The organism is Brevibacillus choshinensis (genome assembly GCF_001420695.1).
Lineage (GTDB): Bacteria > Bacillota > Bacilli > Brevibacillales > Brevibacillaceae > Brevibacillus > Brevibacillus choshinensis.
Window position 1 is genome coordinate 654,659 of sequence record NZ_LJJB01000007.1, and the last position, 20,667, is coordinate 675,325.

Annotated in this window: 19 protein-coding genes and 1 other annotated feature; all 19 genes read left to right on the top strand. The window is 49.6% G+C overall.

Translation table 11 applies throughout. From position 1 onward, the window contains the following. Nucleotides 1-4 precede the first annotated feature (4 nt). Complete coding sequence (locus AN963_RS03075; protein ID WP_055743090.1) at nt 5-1,246, top strand: ATP-binding protein; 1,242 nt, start codon at nt 5-7, stop codon at nt 1,244-1,246. 102 nt (nt 1,247-1,348) lie between these two features. Beyond that, complete coding sequence (locus AN963_RS03080; RefSeq protein ID WP_055743091.1) at nt 1,349-1,699, top strand: STAS domain-containing protein; 351 nt, start codon at nt 1,349-1,351, stop codon at nt 1,697-1,699. 32 nt (nt 1,700-1,731) lie between these two features. Further along, nucleotides 1,732-1,970 (top strand) — a binding site (T-box leader). 40 nt (nt 1,971-2,010) lie between these two features. Further along, a complete protein-coding gene (locus AN963_RS03085; protein WP_055743092.1) occupies nt 2,011-4,683 on the top strand; it encodes a valine--tRNA ligase in 2,673 nt (890 codons plus the stop codon). A gap of 43 nt (nt 4,684-4,726) precedes the next feature. Then, entirely contained in the window at nt 4,727-6,100 is a 1,374-nt protein-coding gene (locus tag AN963_RS03090) for a bifunctional folylpolyglutamate synthase/dihydrofolate synthase (RefSeq protein ID WP_055743093.1), read from the top strand. Between the two features lies 1 nt (nt 6,101). Beyond that, on the top strand, nt 6,102-7,484 hold the full coding sequence (gene murC / locus AN963_RS03095; RefSeq protein ID WP_055743094.1) for a UDP-N-acetylmuramate--L-alanine ligase: 1,383 nt from the start codon (nt 6,102-6,104) through the stop codon (nt 7,482-7,484). A 158-nt stretch (nt 7,485-7,642) separates the two neighbouring features. Then, nucleotides 7,643-8,641 carry a ketoacyl-ACP synthase III gene (locus tag AN963_RS03100; protein ID WP_201783697.1) on the top strand — a complete coding sequence of 333 codons (999 nt, stop codon included), beginning with the start codon at nt 7,643-7,645 and terminating at the stop codon, nt 8,639-8,641. A 128-nt stretch (nt 8,642-8,769) separates the two neighbouring features. Then, nucleotides 8,770-9,195 (top strand): prepilin peptidase, encoded by a 426-nt coding sequence (locus AN963_RS03105; protein ID WP_055743096.1) that lies wholly within the window; start codon nt 8,770-8,772, stop codon nt 9,193-9,195. Between the two features lie 88 nt (nt 9,196-9,283). Next, nucleotides 9,284-10,543: a hypothetical protein gene (locus tag AN963_RS03110; RefSeq protein ID WP_236707863.1), complete on the top strand. Its 1,260-nt coding sequence runs from the start codon at nt 9,284-9,286 to the stop codon at nt 10,541-10,543. A 160-nt stretch (nt 10,544-10,703) separates the two neighbouring features. After that, nucleotides 10,704-10,943, top strand: coding sequence for a DUF4321 domain-containing protein (locus tag AN963_RS03115; RefSeq protein WP_055743098.1), 240 nt, complete (start codon nt 10,704-10,706; stop codon nt 10,941-10,943). Between the two features lie 13 nt (nt 10,944-10,956). Further along, complete coding sequence (locus AN963_RS03120) at nt 10,957-11,541, top strand: Maf family protein (RefSeq protein WP_055744427.1); 585 nt, start codon at nt 10,957-10,959, stop codon at nt 11,539-11,541. 102 nt (nt 11,542-11,643) lie between these two features. After that, nucleotides 11,644-12,342, top strand: coding sequence for a RadC family protein (gene radC / locus AN963_RS03125; protein ID WP_055743099.1), 699 nt, complete (start codon nt 11,644-11,646; stop codon nt 12,340-12,342). Between the two features lie 45 nt (nt 12,343-12,387). Further along, complete coding sequence (locus AN963_RS03130; RefSeq protein ID WP_055743100.1) at nt 12,388-13,431, top strand: rod shape-determining protein; 1,044 nt, start codon at nt 12,388-12,390, stop codon at nt 13,429-13,431. A gap of 14 nt (nt 13,432-13,445) precedes the next feature. Then, nucleotides 13,446-14,432, top strand: coding sequence for a rod shape-determining protein MreC (gene mreC / locus AN963_RS03135; protein ID WP_055743101.1), 987 nt, complete (start codon nt 13,446-13,448; stop codon nt 14,430-14,432). After that, nucleotides 14,432-14,959, top strand: a complete 528-nt coding sequence (gene mreD, locus AN963_RS03140) for a rod shape-determining protein MreD (RefSeq protein WP_055743102.1) — start codon at nt 14,432-14,434, stop codon at nt 14,957-14,959. Before mreC ends, mreD begins: the two co-directional genes overlap by 1 nt. 23 nt (nt 14,960-14,982) lie before the next feature. Then, nucleotides 14,983-17,427 carry a peptidoglycan D,D-transpeptidase FtsI family protein gene (locus tag AN963_RS03145; protein WP_055743103.1) on the top strand — a complete coding sequence of 815 codons (2,445 nt, stop codon included), beginning with the start codon at nt 14,983-14,985 and terminating at the stop codon, nt 17,425-17,427. Nucleotides 17,428-17,528: 101 nt separating this feature from the next. Continuing rightward, nucleotides 17,529-18,200 carry a septum site-determining protein MinC gene (gene minC, locus AN963_RS03150; RefSeq protein ID WP_055744428.1) on the top strand — a complete coding sequence of 224 codons (672 nt, stop codon included), beginning with the start codon at nt 17,529-17,531 and terminating at the stop codon, nt 18,198-18,200. A gap of 26 nt (nt 18,201-18,226) precedes the next feature. Then, the gene (gene minD, locus AN963_RS03155; protein ID WP_055743104.1) at nt 18,227-19,021 is read left to right on the top strand and encodes a septum site-determining protein MinD; all 795 of its coding nucleotides are present in this window, start codon (nt 18,227-18,229) and stop codon (nt 19,019-19,021) included. A 56-nt stretch (nt 19,022-19,077) separates the two neighbouring features. Next, nucleotides 19,078-20,208 (top strand): FtsW/RodA/SpoVE family cell cycle protein, encoded by a 1,131-nt coding sequence (locus tag AN963_RS03160; RefSeq protein WP_055743105.1) that lies wholly within the window; start codon nt 19,078-19,080, stop codon nt 20,206-20,208. A gap of 233 nt (nt 20,209-20,441) precedes the next feature. Then, nucleotides 20,442-20,642 (top strand): cold-shock protein, encoded by a 201-nt coding sequence (locus AN963_RS03165; RefSeq protein WP_005832370.1) that lies wholly within the window; start codon nt 20,442-20,444, stop codon nt 20,640-20,642. Nucleotides 20,643-20,667 lie beyond the last annotated feature (25 nt).

Below are 20,667 nucleotides of genomic sequence, written 5' to 3' on the forward strand. Positions count from 1 at the left end.
ACATGTGATTTTGTGTGAGGGTTGTCCTGACAATCCCGCTTGCCATAATTGCCTGACCGAGCTTCGTTCTGGAGGTTCGGCTCAAAAGGTATTACCTCCACGGCCAGTCCGAATTATCAACCTTTCGACTTCGGAGGTATGCCAGGCACAACTTGTCACAGTCAGCCGTACGGCCATCGGACTGTTTAGTCATGAAAAACCATTGCACGGGCGTCTGGAGGTTGAACTCGCCGGCGATTTTCGGATCATCGGGAGCGGGCTGCACGGGATTGATGGCGTCCCGTACTACGTCATTGATATTGAAAAAGTGTTGCGGCGAAATGAGGTGCTTGAGCGTCTCTTGCTCGAGGAGTTCCACAACTGGCATATGAGCGGCGAGCTCGATCCTTCCGAACTACTAGTGGATCTGAAAAAAAGAGATGATGAGCGTGGGCGCCTAATCAAGCAGGAGCTGCAAAAGCTGTCCATATTACGGCAGATCGGCACTATCTTTCTCTATTTGTTTGATGAAGGCAAGCTCCGTCCGCTAGGTACTGCACGGGCTGAGCAGGACATCGAACAAGAGATGCATCGCCTGATTACGGATGGCAGGAGCTCCACGGATTCATATCGAGAACAATTGGTGTCCAGAGATGGACGAAAATTGTTTGAAATGTACGCTTCCCCCTTGCCGGATCAGACGTGCGGGATTGCGCTGATCGATGTGACCGAGGCGATTGCGGAAGAGCGGCGACGGCAGCGAAGAGAATGGGAAATATACAGGGACATTCTTAGTGTGGTCACACATAACAAACTGCTACTGCTAAATGACGAGGAGCTGTTTTTTCTTTTGCGCAATGGTCACAAATCATTTGCCATGGATTTGCGCGCTCCACAGCATCTCGCGGAGCTGCGACGAGCGTGCAAGCGTGCTTTGGAACCTCTAGGATTGTCGGACAAGCGTATCTTGCAATTTCTGGTTGCAGTCAATGAAGCCGCTTCTAATACGTTAAAGCATGGTGATGGTGGGATGATCACAGTGTACGTGTCCAGCGAACAGCGCATGTGCAGAGCGGTAATTCACGATCAAGGCCAAGGAATTATGCTGGAAGAGTTGCCGCGAGCCACGCTACTGCAGGGATACTCCACACGAAATTCACTGGGCGCAGGTTTTCACGTCATGCTACAATATTGTGATCGGGTGTACCTGGGAAGCTCTCTTGCGGGAACCAAACTCATTCTGGAGTGCGTTGCCCCTTCGCACTGAATACGTAGAAATGCGGAGAATGTTTGTAATTGAGAGAAAAGGGGTAACTTTAAAAAATGGGAGTACGGTGGGTACCTATACATCTATGAGAGGAGTTTGTGCATGGACTATCGGGCGACAGAAACAAATGGACAAGCCACGCTATTTTTTGACGGGGAACTGGACATGGCTGTGGGGGACCGGGTAGGGGAGTTGCTCCAGCAATATGGAGGACGCAACGAATCCGTTACTGTCGATTTCCAGGGCGTCTCTTTTGTTGACTCATCGGGGATAGGCAGCCTGTTTTTTACCACGAAAGAACTGCTAGCATTAGGCAAGCAAGTGGAAATAGTGAATGTACGGGAAGAGATCTTGGATATCTTGAGTGTACTTGGCTTTACAGAGGCTCTGGGTATCTCCGTGGCAAAGGCTGTCGAAACTGGGTTTGACGCGAAACCGACTGATTGTATATAATAACGTAGAAATGTCTATGATAATTTCATATGTAATCAACTATGATTGGGAAGAGTAAGTCAGGAACCCTTGTCAGAGAGGAGAATCACCAGCTGCGAGATTCTCTAAGGAGACGAATGACTGAAGGTCGCCCAGGAGTTGTTCCGGTGAGGATTAAGTCCAGCTGGAAACGGTTCGCAACCGTTATCGTGTCTGAGGGAATACACATCGTCTATGTTGACTATGTGTATTAACAAAGGTGGTACCGCGAAAATATCCTTTCGTCCTTTGGATGAAGGGTTTTTTTTTATTTGTAAAAGGAGGAGTCACGCATGTCATCTCAACCAACACAAGACATCGATCAGCTATTACCAAAAAATTATGATCCAAAAGCAGCTGAGTCCAAATGGTATCCATACTGGATTCAAAATCAATTTTTCAAGGCAGAACGCGATCCAAACAAACGACCGTTCACCATCGTGATTCCCCCTCCAAACGTGACTGGTAAACTTCACTTGGGGCATGCGCTTGATACGACACTGCAAGACATCATTACCCGTACCAAGCGGATGCAGGGATATAGCACTCTGTTCTTGCCGGGGATGGACCATGCTGGTATTGCGACGCAGGCACGTGTAGAAGCGACTCTGCGTGAAGAAGGCATTTCCCGTCATGACCTCGGACGTGAAAAGTTCGTGGAAAAGGTGTGGGAATGGAAGCATATTTACGCTTCGCATATCCGTGAGCAATGGGAGAAGCTGGGACTTGCTCTTGATTACTCCCGTGAACGCTTTACGATGGATGAGGGATTGTCCAGCGCCGTTCGTGAAGTATTCGTTCGTCTATACGAAAAAGGGCTGATTTACCGCGGAAACCGCATCATCAACTGGGACCCAGCTGCGCGCACAGCCATCTCCGATATTGAGGTTATTTACAAAGAAGTAAAGGGCGCACTGCACCACATGCGCTATCCTTTGACTGATGGTACCGGTTATATCGAAGTGGCGACTACACGTCCAGAAACCATGCTGGGCGATACAGCTGTAGCTGTCCATCCTGAGGACGAGCGCTACAAGCATTTGGTTGGAAAAACCGTTATTTTGCCAATCGTGGGACGTGAAATCCCGATTGTAGCAGATGATTACGTAGATCCTGAGTTTGGTTCAGGAGCGGTAAAAATCACACCAGCCCACGATCCGAACGACTTTGAATTAGGACTTCGCCATCAATTGCCACAAATCGTTGTCATGGACGAAACAGGTACGATGAATGAACAGGCTGGGATTTACAAAGGTCTGGATCGTTTTGCTTGCCGCAAGCAGATCATCAAAGACTTGAGTGAACAAGGCGTGATGTTCAAAGTTGAAGAGCACATTCATCAAGTGGGTCACAGCGAGAGGAGCGACGCAGTAGTAGAGCCTTACCTATCTACTCAATGGTTCGTTAAAATGCAGCCGCTCGCAGATGAATCGCTAGCCAACGCGGCTAGTGAAGAGAGCGTCAAGTTTGTACCGGAGCGCTTTAAAAACAACTACCTGCGCTGGATCGAAAACATTCGCGACTGGTGCATTTCCCGCCAGCTGTGGTGGGGTCATCGCATTCCTGCTTGGTATTGCTCGGATTGCGGCGAGACGATCGTTTCTCGCGATGATGTGAGCGAGTGCCCGAGCTGCCACAGCCACAAGCTGGAACAAGACAATGACGTTCTGGATACCTGGTTCTCATCGGGTCTGTGGCCGTTTTCTACATTGGGCTGGCCAGAAGACTCCGAGGACATGAAGTATTTCTATCCGACGAATGTTCTCGTAACGGGATACGACATCATTTTCTTCTGGGTTGCTCGCATGATTTTCAACGGCTTGGAGTTCACCGGGAAAAATCCATTTGAAACAGTGCTGATTCACGGTATTATTCGTGACTCCGAAGGGCGCAAGATGTCCAAGTCGCTCGGAAATGGTGTCGATCCGATGGAAGTAATTGAAAAGTACGGTGCGGATGCACTGCGCTATACATTGGCGACAGGCAACTCTCCAGGAAACGACCAACGTTTTTACTGGGAAAAAGTAGAGGCCAACCGCAACTTCGCCAATAAGATCTGGAACGCGTCGCGCTTTGCGTTGATGAATCTGGAAGGCTTCCGTTATGAGGATATCGACCTGAGCGGCGAGCTTTCCACGCCTGACAAATGGATTCTTTCCCGTCTGCAAGCGACTATCGCTGATGCGACTCGTTTGACGGATGCATTTGAGTTCGGCGAAGTAGGGCGTGTTCTCTACAACTTCATCTGGGATGATCTGTGCGACTGGTACATCGAGATGGCGAAGCTGCCACTCTACGGAACAGATGAGGCAGCGAAGAAGACGACTCAATCCGTACTCGTTACCGTACTTGATCAAACCTTGCGTTTGCTGCATCCATTCATGCCGTTCATCACGGAAGAAATTTGGCAGGCTCTGCCACACCAAGGTGAGAGCATTACTGTAGCTGCATGGCCAACCGCGAATGAGCAATGGATCTTTGCGGATGCCGAAGCGGAAATGAGTCTCTTGATGGAGGTCATTCGCAGCGTACGGAACATCCGTGCGGAAGTGAATGTACCAATGTCCAAGAAAATCGAGCTTTTGATCAAGCCAAGCGATGCTCTTGCTCAAGAACGCCTCGCGCGCGGTGAAGATTACATCACTCGCTTCTGCAATCCGGAGCGTCTGGAAATCAGCCAGCAGCTGACGACGCCTGATAAAGCGATGTCGTCCATCATTACGGGTGCTGAGCTATTCTTGCCACTGGCTGGCCTGATTGATCTCGATCAGGAAATCAAACGTCTGGAAAAAGAGCTGGCAACGCTGCACAATGAAGTGGAACGAATCGAAAAGAAATTGTACAATGCCGGCTTTATGGCGAAGGCCCCAGAAAAAGTGGTAGCAGAAGAACGAGCCAAAATGGCGGACTACATGGAAAAGCGGGATAAAGTGATTGCTCGACTTGCTGAACTGAAGAGCGAATGATCCGCCGTACCAATGCATATTTTTGAGAATGGAGCATGGTAGTATGCATGCAGAAGAACGATTTGCGGAATACAAGCAGGCGCTTGACTGGCTGCATGGACTTCTCCGCTTCGGCCAAAGGCCGGGGCTGGAGAGGATGCAGTGGGTACTGAAAGAACTAGGTAATCCGGAGCGTAGAGTGCCTTTTATTCACGTAGCTGGCACGAATGGAAAAGGCTCCACCTGCGCGTTTTTGACCCAAATGCTCATGGAAGCAGGATACAGTGTAGGTACATTTACCTCGCCGTATTTACTCGATTTCCGAGAGCGTATTCGGTATAACGGCAGCATGATCGCTGAGGAGGATCTGCTACAGCTCGCGAATGAAGTGCGAGTGCTCGTAGATCGTTGTGAAAATGAAACGGACTTTGGTTCCCCGACCGAGTTTGAAGTGATTACGCTCATGGCTATTCTCTATTTCACAAGAGTGGCTGTACCGGCTGTTGTCGTATGGGAAACGGGCTTGGGTGGACGTCTGGATTCTACCAATGTCGTCATCCCGCTCGTTTCGGTCATTACCAACATCGGCTTCGATCATATGAACGTGCTGGGAGACAACCTCGTTGATATCGCGAGAGAAAAAGCAGGGATTATCAAGCCAGGTGTTCCAGTTGTAACTGGAGAGCGTCGTCCCGAGGTGCTCGCTGTTTTTCAGGACAAAGCAAACGAGACCAGAAGTACGCTGTACCAGATGGGTACGGACTTTTCTGGAGAGCAAGTGGAGGAGCAGCTGGGTGAACAGCAATTTCGATACCGCAGCATGCTTCGCCGCCATGAAGGAAGCTATCGTCTGACGATGAACGGGATTCATCAAACGGATAATGCATCGATTGCCCTTATGACAATTGACGTATTACGAAACTACTTCTCTTTCTTGCTAGAGGAAGAAGAAATGTTTCGCGGTTTGCAACAAACGCGTTGGCCTGGTCGTCTAGAGATCGTCTCCCCAAGACCATTGGTAATCTTGGATGGAGCACACAACCAGGAAGGAATGGAGGCGCTCGTAAACAGTCTGGATCGGCTGTTGCCTGAGGGTGCCCGTTTGCATCTGCTGTTTTCCGGCTTGGCGGATAAGCCGCTCTCAAAAATGGCGGAATCACTAAAGCCGATACAGTCGCGGATTGACTCCCTGCATTTGGCAACGTTTGACTTTCCCCGTGCAGCTGAAGCGGAAACCTTACAAGAAGCGTTTCACGCAGGTGGATGGGAAGAGGATAAACTGGAGACCGTCCCCGACTGGCGAGCATTTCTCCTTTCTTGGATGCGTGAGAAGCAATCAGCGAAGGCGGATGACTGGCTAGTCGTCTGTGGATCGCTCTACTTCATCGCCCAAGTGCGCGCATTCTTTCCCACTACAGTAGAAGAGGCAGGTGAATAGGGTGGATCAGGCCCAACACGTCCACTTTGTGGGCATAGGCGGATATGGTATGAGTGCTATTGCCCGCGTCTTGATCGACCTTGGATACAAGGTAACCGGTTCCGATGTCGCCATGAACGATTTGGCGAAGAAGCTGAAAGCAAGAGGGGCGGCCATACAAATAGGCCATTCTGCTAGCCATGTGGAGGGAGCAGACATCATTGTATACTCCACCAGCATTCCAAAAGACAATCCGGAGGTAATTGCAGCCGAGGAAAAAGGAATTCCCGTGATGCACCGTTCACAGATGCTTGCCCGTATCCTGAATGAACGGACAGGTGTAGCAGTCGCGGGGGCCCACGGCAAGACCACGACGACCTCCATGATTTCTCATGTTCTGGAGGAGTGTGGAGTCGACCCGACCTTTATCATCGGCGGTGAGCTGATGAATGCCGGGACGAACGCCAAGGCTGGCAGCAGTGATTATGTGATTGCCGAAGCGGATGAGAGCGATGGCTCCTTCCTCGAATACCGACCGATGTACGAGATCGTGACAAGTATTGAACCGGATCACCTGGAGCATTTCGATGGTGATTTCAATAATTTGAAACAAGCGTACGTAAAATTCCTGAGTCATCTGAAGCCAGGTGGCAAAGCCATCTTGTGCATCGATGACGAGCATGTACGTGATGTCCTTCCGACCGTTACGGAACAGGTGGTCACCTATGCAATTGAAAAGCCGTTTCTTGATTCGGCCGATTACCGGGCACTTTCTATCGAATGCGGAGATCGCCGTAGTCTATGTCAGGTCTACCATCGCGATCAACTGCTGGGAGAGCTGGCGTTGACGGTTCCAGGTAAGCACAATATCGCCAATGCGTTGGCGGCTATTATTGTGTGTCTGGATGCGGGTCTGTCATTTGAACAGGTCGCTGCCGCTCTGACTTCCTTTAGAGGAGCCAAGCGTCGTTTTCAAATTATCGGGGAAGCGCGTGACATTCTCGTCGTCGATGATTACGCTCACCATCCGACTGAAATCATCGCCACCTTAAAGGGTGCAAAAGCTTCTGGTCGTCGGGTTATCGCTGTATTTCAGCCGCAGCGTTATACGCGTACTTACTTCCTGATGGATGAGTTTAGTCGTGCTTTTGCGGATGCAGATGAAGTGATCATCACGGATATTTACTCACCTGCAGGGGAAGCCAAGATCGAAGGTGTTACGTCTGAGGTTCTCGTGCAAAAGATTCGCGTGAACAGTCACGAGCGGGCGCAATACATCCCGACCAAAGAGCAATTGCAGGAACAGCTGTACAAAGATTTGCAGCCAGGCGACCTCGTACTGACGATGGGAGCGGGCGACATTTGGAAGTCGGCTTTCTGGCTAGCAGAGAAGTTCGGCAAATAAATGTTTTTGTTTTCGAGAAAAAAGGCTTGGACCTATTCGGGTTCATGCCTTTTTTTGTTGGCAAATCGGATAACGGAACACCTATTTTTAAAAATTAGTACCAGATACTAATAGTTAGTGTTATAATAAGATCACAATTCGGAGAGAGGTGATGGATCATGAGCTTGCACTCACAAGCACGAATAACCGCCATCGGTACGTATGTTCCAGAGCGTGTACTGACCAACGCGGATCTGGAGAAATTGGTGGATACATCAAATGAGTGGATTTTGCAAAGAACGGGTATTCATGAAAGGCGTATTGCGGAGGCGAATCAGTTCACCAGCCATCTTTCTATCGCAGCTGTCGAAAATATGGTTCAAACGTATCAAAAGTCTTTGAACGATGTGGATATGGTACTCGTCGCCACGTCGACGCCAGATTATCCGTTTCCGAGTGTCGCTAGTCAAATTCAGGCGCACTTCGGCATCGAACAGGCCGGAGCGCTTGATCTGGGGGCTACCTGCGCGGGCTTTACCTACGCCTTGCATATGGCCAATTCATTGATCAGCTCAGGGCTTCATCGAAAAGTTCTCGTGGTCGCGGCAGAAACGTTGTCAAAAGTGACGGATTACACCGACCGGACTACCTGTATCCTGTTTGGAGATGGAGCTGGGGCTGTTCTGTTGGAACGGGACGAGGCACATCCGAGCTTTCGTGCTGCTTATTTGGGTGCTAAAGGAGACGGAGGCATTCACGTTTATCGATCCGGTTTGTCCAAAGAGATGGCAGGTCGTGAGCTTTCGGGTGAAGGGTGCATCGTGCAAAACGGCAGAGAAGTATACAAATGGGTGGCGACTACGATCCCGAAAGGAATGCAGGAAGTCGTTAGCCGTGCAAACACAAGCCTAGAGGAAGTCGATTGGTTCATCCCGCACAGCGCCAATTTGCGCATGATCGAATCAGTTTGTGAAAAGAGCGGTTTTCCTATCGAGAAGACACTCTACAGTCTCGAGTATTACGGCAACACGTCTGCCGCTACCATCCCGCTTGCACTAGCGAAAGGGATTCGCGAAGGAGCGGTCAAAGAGGGCGATACCCTATTGATGTACGGCTTTGGAGGTGGACTCGTCCACGCAGGGTTGCTACTGACTTGGAATCCATCTCAGCAATCATAAATCAAACGTTATTTCGTGCCGTCAACGGGTGGAGCCTCCTCACACCCAGGCGGCTTTTTTTGTACGAGCGAGAATCGTTACAATGTTGCAGGAAGGCAGGTAACGCTTTTCTTAGGAGGACTCAGCAAATGGGGATGACCTGGATACTCATCTTTGTTTTTATCTATGTCTCATGGACGGATGTAAGGTACCGACGGATTCCCAATCGTGCCCTCTTAACAGGCCTTCTGCTTGTAGCAGGAATAGGTTGCGTGATTTGGCCCAAAGAGCTATGGATGGCTCATTTCGGAGAAGGTGTGGGAGTCGTTGCTGCATTTGGCCTTGTAGCCTGGTTTTGGCCAGATCGTATTGGAATGGGAGATGTAAAGCTTCTCGGCCTACTCGGATTTGCCATCGGACTGCGTCCATTTGTCTTGATCTTGACGAGTGCTTGTTTGCTCATCTTGCTTGTATCCCTAATTCTTCTGCTGGCCAAGCGGATTGGTTGGCAGTCCTCCCTTCCATTTGCTCCGTTTGTGACCGTTGGGCTGCTCCTCTATCATGCTTCTATCTGAGTCATGCAAGATAATAGAATTGCTAGTCTTAGTCATAACCTGTCCGTGGACAACGTAAGCTATTACAAAGAGCCTGTTACTGGGGGGCATGGTTGTGAGCGGAGAAAAACGTAACAATGTCACGGTCAAAATGAACGGAAGGTTTTGGGATGAGAAACGGGATGATGCCAAGAGCAAAGAATCGGTCAAAGATGAAAAGGTACCGCGTAAGCGCACGCCGATCCCGTTTCCCACACAACCGCTTGTGCAAAATGGCAATGAAGCCTGGGACCGATTGATTCAAATGCGGGGCAGGGCTGAGCGGGAGACGAGCAGGGAGCCAGGCATCAGCTTGGAAGAAACCGAGCATGTGGAAGTGGACCTAGGGGAAAATGTGTTTAGCAAAAAACCAGCTACTCGACTTTTTTCTACGATGCCAAAGGGACCTATTATGCGTACGGTGGTCTCGACAGGTGGAGCGATCGCCATCGGTCTTCTGTTTGGATTCCTTGTCCTGACCGTCTTTTCGGAAAAAGAATTGTCTCAATCGTATCGCAATGTCCTGGGTGATACGGTGCAAACACTGACGGCTCAAGGACCGTCTGAAGTGTCCAATCAGCCAGCCATTGCTGGACCTGTACTACCTGGGGTGGATCGTCCTGTGGCAGACTCGCCTGCGACGACTTCAGGGACTCCGGCAAAGGTCAATGTACAGCTGCCAGAAGTGAAAATGTTTGTAGCACAAGCCGGGGTATTCCAGCCTGACACCTCAGCCCAAGCAGCGACAGAGCCACTTGATAAGCTTAGCATTCCTCATTTGCTGTACAAGGACAGTGCCAAACAGTATATGTTCGCTGCTGCTGCGCCAACGAGAGACGCGGTTCTCGGATTCGCTGCGAATCTGAAAAATAAAGGCGTCGATGTCTATGTCAAAGAGTTCTCCTTCCCGGCCTATCAGGGTACGGTTGCGGTGAATGCCGTAGCGTCTTCTAGCACTCAACCGGATTTACAATCGTTTTTTGCGAATGGTGTAAAGCTGGCTCAGACATTATCCGCCCATTCAGGGCAAGTCATCACGAATGCGCAACCGGTTCTTTCTCAGGAAGAAGCAGCGGCCATGAAGGAACAGCACCGCCAATTTCTGGAGAAAAGCCGTCTCGTTCAGTCACAAGCAGGAGGCTCCCCGTACTTTAGCGGGATGGTAAATGGAATCAATCAGGCGATGGATGCCCGCGATAAGATGGCTGAGGCCAACGCAGGCAAGAAGTCGCAGAGCGCAGAATCGTACGCCTGGCAAGTACAGGCTGGCATTTTAGGGTATTTGGAGAATTACGCTGCATGGGTCCAGCAAGCTCAAAAACCTGAATAATCAGCAGATTAAAAGACTTCCGCCAAGTTTTCTTGCAGGAAGTCTTTTCTTTATTTACAGTAACTACCATGAGCATTCGGGGATTGTTTCGCAACCTTCCATTTGCTACACTTATTGATGGCAAAAAGAGAATCCCTTGTAAACAGGGAGTGGGAAGGTTATGGGGAAAGAAACGCTTATACTTTTGCTTCTTTTGGTAAGTGGACTATTGTGTGGCAGCATTATCGGGGAGATTTTGAGTCCCTGGGTCCCTTTTCTCACAAAGAGCAAAGTAATCACATGGTCACCTTCGGCAGATTTAGAAATTTTGAAGTACGACCTGAACTTTCAGGTAAAACTAAATCTAGCCAGTGTCGGAGGGCTTGCCCTCGCTTTTTGGATACATCGACGAATGAAGTAGGTTGAAAAAAATGATGAAAACAAAAACAGCTCTTGTTCTAGCTTCATCCTCACCACGTCGACGGGAATTGCTGCATACTTTGGGCATCCCGTTTACGGTCCAGACCAGTGACGTGGACGAGACGACTGCGCCAGGCTTGTCCCCTAGAGAAGTAGTGGAAGAACTGGCAGTACGAAAGGCACAGGTAGTTGCCTCCACTCTAACAGAAGGGGTAGTCCTGGGATCGGATACGATTGTTGTCTTGGAAGGTCAAATTTTGGGCAAACCTGCGGATGAGGCAGATGCGTTCCACATGCTTTCCATGCTGCAAGGTCGCGAACACACCGTTTACAGTGGTGTGGCACTAATCAATGCGGCTAGTGGACGAGTGGAAGTCTCGCATAGTCATACGCAGGTTCGGATTCGGACTCTCTCTCAAACAGAAATCGAATCGTACATCGCAACTCACGAGCCGATGGATAAAGCAGGATCGTACGCCATCCAAGGGATTGGGGCGACGATTGTAGAAGGTATCACGGGAGATTATTTTACCGTGGTAGGTCTTCCTCTGTGTCTGACGGCCAACATGCTTTCCCGCTTTGGAATCACTGTCTTGTAAGGCATGCAATGCTTGGTTTCAAGCGGCAACGGCAGTACTTCACATGTTTGTCTCCGAGGCCAGCCGTTACCGATCAATGCGAATGGCTGGAGGTCGGTTTATTTGGCAACAAATACCTGTAACAAAAACGTGGTTAAAAACGTCCCTTACTATGACCGTCCACGCGAAAGACTGCTCCGTGTGGGAGCGGTCCATCTGTCTGACACGGAATTGCTAGCCATTATATTACGGACAGGCACGGAGAAGGAGACGGCATATGAACTAGCTCAGCGATTGCTGTCCAAGTTTGACGATCTGAGGGGGTTGGCACAAGCCTCTCATGCTGAGTTAATCGAACTAAAGGGAATTGGTCAGGTCAAGGCAATCGAAATGCATGCCGCGTTTGAGCTGGGAAGAAGGCTCACTGGTGTGCCGCGGCAGAGTCGTGCATCTATTCGATTACCACGTGATGTGGCTGATTTGATGATACCTGAGTTAGCTCATTTGACGCAGGAACACTTTGTCTGTCTTTTCCTTAATACCAAGAACTACGTGATAGGCAAGCAGACTATTTTTGTAGGCAGTTTGGACTCCTCGATCGTACATCCCAGAGAGGTTTTCAAGGAAGCGATCCGTCGTAGTAGCGCATCGGTGATTTGCCTACATAATCATCCGAGTGGCGACCCAACTCCCAGCCGGGAAGATATTGCGATCACGCATACGCTGAGAGAAGCGGGCGAGCTGGTGGGGATCTCACTTTTGGATCATGTAATCATTGGGGATGGAAAGTATGTCAGCTTGAAAGAGCAGGGGTACTTCTGAACAACAATTTGGCTTGCGACTGTAAATATTGGAAGGAGTTTTTTTATGTTTGGTGGATTCACACGTGACTTGGGGATTGACCTAGGCACTGCCAATACACTTGTCTTTGTAAAAGGAAAAGGAATCGTTGTGAGGGAGCCGTCTGTAGTGGCGATCCGTACAAACAACAATTCCATCGAGGCTGTAGGGAATGCGGCGAAAAGCATGATCGGCCGTACGCCAGGAAATATCGTTGCTGTTCGGCCAATGAAGGATGGCGTTATTGCCGACTTTGATACGACGGCGACTATGATGCGTTACTTTATTAATCAGGCTCAAAAAAATCAAGGATTGTTTAGCCGACGTCCAAACGTAATGGTCTGTGTTCCATCGGGCATTACCGCTGTAGAAAAACGCGCAGTAGAAGACGCTACGAAACAAGCAGGGGCAAAAGAAGCGCATACGATTGAAGAGCCGTTCGCAGCTGCGATTGGTGCAGACCTCCCTGTTTGGGAACCTACAGGAAGTATGGTTGTTGATATCGGCGGCGGAACGACTGAGGTGGCGATCATCTCTTTGGGTGGTATTGTTACGTCCCGTTCGATCCGCGTAGCTGGTGATGAGATGGATGAAGCGATCATTCAATACATCAAACGCAGATACAACCTGATGATCGGGGAACGTACATCTGAGACCTTGAAGTTGGAAATTGGTTCTGCCATTGCACCGGAAGAGCCTGAAAACGTTGAAATTCGTGGTCGCGATCTGGTGACGGGGCTGCCGAAAACACTGTCAGTGAGCAGTTCGGAAATCGCCGAGGCGTTGGCAGAAACGGTAGCGGCCATTGTGGAAGCAGTGAAAGTTACTTTAGAGAAAAGTCCGCCGGAGCTGGCAGCAGACATTATGGATCGGGGCATTGTACTGACTGGCGGCGGGGCGCTCTTGCGAAATCTAGATCGCTTGCTCGCAAAGGAAACAGGTATGCCTGTACATGTTGCAGAAAATGCACTCGACTGCGTAGCTATCGGAACAGGACGTGCATTGGAGAACATTCACTTGTTCAAATCAAAGCACGGCATCACCTCTTCCCGACAAAAACGGGGTAAATAAACGGAGGGTAGGGCATGTCGTTTTTTGGGAACAAGCGGCTGATTATCGTACTCGTAGGCCTGGTTCTGCTCATTTCCGTCGTGGGTTATACTTCCCGTGAACGCGTGAAACTGACCTGGCCAGAGATGTTTTTCAAGGATACTTTCAGCGTGGTGCAGGGCTTCTTTTACCGCCCTGCCCAGGCTGTTTCTGGCTTTTTTCAGGATGTAGACGATGCGTACAACGTCTATCAGGAAAACAAGGCATTGAAGGCAGGACTGGATCAATATGCACGTCTAACTGCTGAGCTGCATGATCTGCAAGCGGAAAACACCCGGTTGCGTGAAGCACTACAAGCGAAAGACACGCTGAAGTCCTACCAATTGCGCTTTGCTGAAGTCGTGGCCCGCAATCCGGATACGTGGAACAACGTCATCACGATCGACAAAGGCTTGAAGCACGGAATCAAAAAGGATATGGCGGTCATCACTTCCAAAGGCTTGATCGGTCGAGTCCAGAGCGTAGCCAATTTTTCATCGACGGTTGAACTGTTGACCAGCTATGAGCGACGCGATCATATTTCCGCAGTCATTCAGACGGCGCAGGTCGTAAATGGTCAGACGACCGTACATCCTGTGAGCGGTGTCGTTGAGGAATACGATCCACAGGAGCGGTTGCTCATCATGCGGAAAATTCCTTGGGGACAGAAAATTGAAGCAAAGCAACAAGTCATTACATCGGGGTTAGGTGGGGTTGTCCCACGCAACCTGCCAATTGGCTACATTGTACGGGTAGAGCCGGACGACTACGGTTTGACACAAACGGCTTACATCCAACCGAGTGCGGACTTCTCCCAATTAAATGAGGTCATGATCGTGGAAAGAAACTTTTCCATCTCCCCGAATGGTGAGCTGATCCCTCAGCAAACGACAAGTCAAACAACCACACCGCCGACGAATGGCAATGCTACTCAGTCGTCCTCGACCAAATCGGTACCAGGGACAACTGGGGGTGGCCAATAATGCCGCGTTTTTTCTTAACGCTCACGGTGCTGGTCCTGTTCGTTCTAGAAGGAACAGTCGTCCAGGTGATTGCAACAGCAACATGGGGTCTGTCGTGGATGACAGTACCCCGCTTTGCGCTGGTATGCTGTATTCTGATCTCGATGTTTTTAGGAAGACGAGAGGGCCTTTACTACGGACTCGCCTTTGGTTTTCTGCAGGATGTGCTCTACGGTCAGGTCATAGGTATTTACAGCGTATCCATGATGGTCGCCAGCTATTTTGCAGGGCTGATCGTTCTCTTGTTCCAACGTGGCTTTGGGATGGTATTCGTGACGAGCGCCCTCATTCTGTTTGGACATGAGTGGCTGCTGTACAGTATGTTTCGGCTGTTTTCCGTTGCGCCCTACGACGTACAGTGGATGCTTACGCGACAAATCTTACCGAGCGTCATACTCAACGTCATTTTTGCCCTGCTGATCTATGTTCCCATCTTGAGAATGTGTAACAAGATTCAGGATAAAAAACGAGATATGAGCGCGGAATAGGTCCGTGAAGGAGGGGAGAACTCGTGGAGGAGTCGAAGGAACCGAAATCGCATATACCCATTCGGCTTAACATTTTGTTCTTGATCGTGTTCCTGTTTTTTGCCGCTATTATTATGCGTCTCGCCTTCGTGCAGTTGGTAGAAGGAGAACAGTACCGTCATGAGCTGGAGAAATTCAGTATTCGTGAGCTGCCGATTTCCGCCCCGAGGGGAAGAATCCTCGATAAAAATGGAGCGGTGCTTGTCTCCAATAAACCGGTCTATACGGTGCAATACGTAGAAGAGCAAGGACAGGATATCGATGAAGAAAAAGTAGCGGATCGACTGGCGAAGATCCTAGTTCCCGATGACGGGAAAATGGGAACAGACAAAGAACTGCTGAAAAAGACGATCGAGCTGCGGTCCACCTTACCTGTTGCTTTTGATTCCAAGAAAACGAATGAGCTGAAGTCGTTAATCACGCCGAAGCTGCAATTGGTTCCGAAGCAGGAGAATGTGGACACGATGTCCGATTATAATCTGGTGAAAACGGCCTTGTACGTAGGCTTGCGAGTCCGTTCACCATTTGATGAAAAGGAACGGGAGAGTGTCCTGGGCAAGCTGAAAGCGAGCACGAAGACGACTGGCAATGCAACGGCGCTGGATGGATTGTCGGATTTGGAGCTGTTGAAAACGGCGATCAACGCCAACTTGCAGTTCAGTCTGACGCTAGACAAGGAAGACCGGGATGAACTGATTAAGGAAGTGAAGGCGCAGATCCGACTACTGCCGACGCCATCACAGCTTTCGGAGAAGTCGGATATGGATTTGCTTCGGTATGCGTCGCTGTTTGAATTGGATGTACCATTACCGTTGACTGATCAGCAGCGCCAGTTCCAATGGCACAAGCTGTCTCTCTTGCAGGAAATGCGTTCCCCGCAAATGGCAAGCTACATTCCACGTCGGGTGAAGGTCAACATTACGCAGCAAGAGATGTTCCAGATCGAAGAAAGACGGACGGAGTTACCTGGAATCAGCGTGGAGTTGGAGCCGGTGCGGCAAATCATGCCTGATCCGGACGGTTCTGCATTTGGTACACACTTTCTTGGATACATCAACGCGATTCGACCAGAAAGCCTCAAGGAATACGAGGCTCAAGGCTACAACGCCATTGACCGCGTAGGGGTAACGGGCCTGGAGAGCTATTACGAGCGGTATTTGCGAGGAAAAGATGGCATCATGGACGTCCATGTCAACAAAAACTCGGAAACCGTAGAAAAAACCATGCGTCAAGCGCCGGAGCCTGGTAACGATCTCGTGCTAGCAATGGATTGGCGTTTTCAGAGCAAGGTCGAAGCCATTTTAAAAGAAGAGGTAGAATCGTATAAAAAACGACCTACCACACCAAAAGAATTTAAAGATGCACACGTACTGGCGATGAATCCGAATACGGGTGAAGTTCTGGCAATGGCGAGCTATCCGGATTACAACCTAAACTTGTACTATGACCGTAAAGAATTTAACAAGGTGTACTCGTCCGTGATTCTGCCGAATGAATCCAATCGCTTCATTTATACACCGTATCCGCCAGCTTCCACTTACAAACCGCTGTCCGTCATGATTGCTCTGCAGGAAGGCTTGACGAATCCGAATGAGACCATCTATGACCGAGGTGGGCTGGATGTGGGGACCTCGTACAAACGGAACTGGAAAGCGGGTGGACACGGGCCGGTAAACGCCCGTCGCGCCTTGCAAGTATCCAATAATACGTACATGTACGAAATGGCCATCCGTTTAGCGAAGAAGGGTACGCATGGTTGGGAAAAGCAGTTTTCCGTACTTGATTTCTACAACGCCCAGTTTGGCCTCGGGGTAAAAACCGGGATTGACCTGCCGGGTGAAAAGACAGGCTGGGAAAACCCGAATCTCTACTACGGTAACTTGGCGGATGCCATGATCGGACAATACGACCTGTTTACTCCGATGCAGATCGCACAGTATGTCTCGACCATTGCCAACGGTGGCTACCGGATTCGTCCGCATCTCGTCAAAGAAATTCGCAGAGGGACGACCGACCCGAAAAATCCAGGACAAACACTGACACTCATTGAGCCACAAGTGTTGAACCGGGTAAACATTGATCCGAAATACATCCAGGTAGTAAGAGAAGGGATGCACCTCGTTACTCAACCAGGTGGTACCGTCTCTCGTGCCTTCAAAGGTTTGCCTTATAATGTGGCTGCAAAGTCTGGTACGGCGCAGACCGGACGCCGCGCGGAGAATGCGTTGGTCGTTGGCTTTGCCCCATACGAGAATCCGCAAATCGTATTTGTAGTCGTAGCACCAAACAGTTTGCGGGATGGAACATCCAGTTCGGACGCGACGGGTCCAATCGCGCGAAGATTATTGGAGGCCTACGACGAATTTAATCCTGGCGTCCTGCATCCAGCTTCAATTTCAACTTCAACTTCCTCATCCTCACCCAAGTAAAAATGGTATGACGGCGTTATGTGACCCGATTCGGCAAATTTTTCAAGTAGAGCAGGAAAAAACTTTCTGCATGGCGAATGGTATCGGTCGAGGTGAAACAGGTGACGACTGTGAAAAGCAAGGTCACAATCAAAGGGACAAAAGAGGGGCTCGTCTTCTTCATGGATGATACCTGTTCCTTCGACGAACTGCTGGCCGATGTGCGTGAAAAAATAGAGCATAGCCATCAACAGATTTTGTCGGGGCCGTTGATTCGGGTATCGATTAAATTGGGAAAACGATACTGCTCACCAGAGCAACAGGAGCAGTTGACTCAAATTATTCGGCAGAAGGGGAATCTGGTCATTCATACCGTTGAGGCGGATGTGATTACACGGGAGGAAGCTTTTGCCGAGCGCCTTAAAACCCATTTTTCCGTCATTGTGAACACGGTTCGCTCCGGTCAAGTACTAGAGTACGACGGAGACTTGCTCCTTTTGGGGGATGTCAACCCGGGAGGAACCGTTCGCAGTACGGGTAATATCTACGTTCTGGGACACTTGCGCGGCTACGTCCATGCAGGTATTGCCGGTGATAGTCAGGTCATTATTGCTGCAGCGGTCATGAGTCCTACCCAATTGCGGATTGCAGACGTAATCAGCAAACCAGGGGAAGAGTGGACCAATCATTCAGGTGGAACCGAGTTCGCCTATCTGGATAATGACACGATGCTGGTAGCCAAAATGAACTACCTGTCACGGATTCGTCCGGAACTGGGAGATAAGAAGGCTTGAGGGTTGAGTGAAGAGGAGGAACGGACGTGGGGATAGGAATTGTCGTAACTTCTGGTAAAGGCGGCGTGGGTAAGACGACCACTTCCGCAAATTTAGGTACAGCTCTTGCGTTGCTAGGACAAAAGGTATGCATGGTAGATACCGATATCGGGCTGCGCAATCTGGACGTCGTGATGGGGCTGGAAAATCGTATTATTTACGATCTCGTCGATGTAGCAGAAGGTGCATGCCGTCTGCCTCAAGCGCTGATCAAGGACAAACGCTTTGAAAATCTGTCGCTTTTGCCGGCTGCCCAGACAAAGGACAAGTCTGCGGTATCACCCGAGCAAATGGAAGAGATCATTACGCAGTTGAAGCGCGAATATGATTACGTGATCATTGACTGCCCAGCTGGGATCGAACAAGGCTTCCGGAATGCCGTGGCAGGTGCTGATCAGGCTATTGTCGTAACAACCCCGGAAAAAGCAGCTGTCCGAGATGCAGATAGGATTATCGGACTATTGGAACGCGAAAAAGTCGGGATGCCCAAGCTGGTCATCAACCGTGTGCGCTCGCATATGGTGAAAAACGGTGATATGCTGGATGTCGAGGACATTCTGGATCTGCTTGCCATTGACTTGATCGGTGTCGTACCCGATGATGATCATGTTATCAAATCAGCGAATCTGGGAGAGCCTGCCGTGATGAATCACGAGTCTCGCGCTTCCATCGCGTATCGCAATATTGCCCGCAGACTACTGGGCGAAGCAGTACCCCTGCAACCACTGGAAGAAAAAGCAGGTGTGTTCCATAAAATGCGCAAGTTTTTTGGCTTGAAATAGGTTAGGCATGGCTCCCGTCTGCAAAGGTGGGAGCCACGTTTTCTAGGAGGACGAGTATGGACCTGGAAAAACGACATCTGAAAACTGTCGACTGGACCATCATCATGATATTGGTAGCTCTGGGGATATTCAGCTATTTGGGAATCTCTGGTTCTGCCGCAGGCGCCGATAAGGCTCATCAGCAGGTCATCTGGTATATTGTTGGGTTCATCGTACTGGGTGGTACATTACTGTTTGACTATCGCCTGTTCTACAACATGTCGTATGTTTTGTACGTGATTGGGCTGATCTTATTGATCGGTGTATTTCAAACCAAACCAATCAACAATACGACGAGCTGGTATGACCTCGGACCGATTTTGCTGCAGCCGTCTGAGCCGATGAAGCTATTTACCATTCTGGCAGTCGCGCGGTTTATGGCAAAACGAGCAGAAGATCCGGATCGATTCTATTATTTTTATAAATTGATTCCGGTCGGCGCACTAGTAGGGGTCCCATTGTTATTGATCCTGATACAACCTGACTTGGGTACAGCACTGGTTTTCACCGGAATGCTCGCGACGATGCTGATTGTCGGTGGGATTCGTTTGAAGCATGTGATGTACGTAGCGGGTTTGGTGGGCAGCTTTTTTGCAGGCATGACCATGCTGTATCAGTATAAGCAAGATATTTTCTTCAAGATCATCAAACCGTACCAATGGGACCGGATTATCTTCTGGATGGACCCGGATCTGGAAGCGATGGGCCGGGGATTTCAGCTCAAGCAAGCCTTGATCGCCATTGGTTCTGGTCAGTTGTTTGGAAAAGGGATTGATACGCCGACGCAAGCGAGCTTTGGTTGGGTACCAGTCGGGGAGAGTGACTTTATTTTCACGGTCATCGCGGAAAAGCTGGGCTTTATCGGTGCAGGGCTGTTGATGATTCTGTTTTTCTTCTTGATCTACCGGATGATCCGTATTGCGATGGAAGCAAAAGACCCGTTTGGCTCCTATGTGGTAGCAGGTGTCGTCGGGATGCTGACGTTCCAAATTTTCGAGAACATCGGCATGACGATTCAGCTGATGCCGATCACGGGGATCCCACTTCCATTCATCAGTTACGGGGGGAGTTCGTTGATCACCAACTTCCTGATCATAGGCGTGGTGCTGAATGTCGGCATGCGCAAGGACAAGCTGCGATTTGACTAAACGCGTGACAAATGCATATCGCTGTGATAAAATCATCCTAAGTTAACCATTTTTACAAGTTATAGTATTTGATGGATTGGTTATGGAGTCGTACTGCTTGAGTGTGACGAACCATTTGTCAATCTCAACATTGTACGACTTTTTTCCTTGACGCAAAAAGCTTTTCTGTAAAAAGCGGTTGACGCTACACTTTTTCGCCTCGTGGGGCGTAATGTTCAGGGAGGTTTTGTTTCATGCAACAAGGTATCGTAAAATGGTTCAATGCAGAAAAAGGATACGGTTTCATCCAAGTTGAGGGTGGAGACGACGTATTCGTACATTACAGCGCGATCCAGTCAGAAGGTTTCAAATCTCTGGACGAAGGTCAAAAGGTTGAATTTGAGATCGTTCAAGGTAGCCGTGGACCACAAGCTGCTAGCGTAACAAAACTGTAAATTAATCTTCGGCAGATTTCGAGGC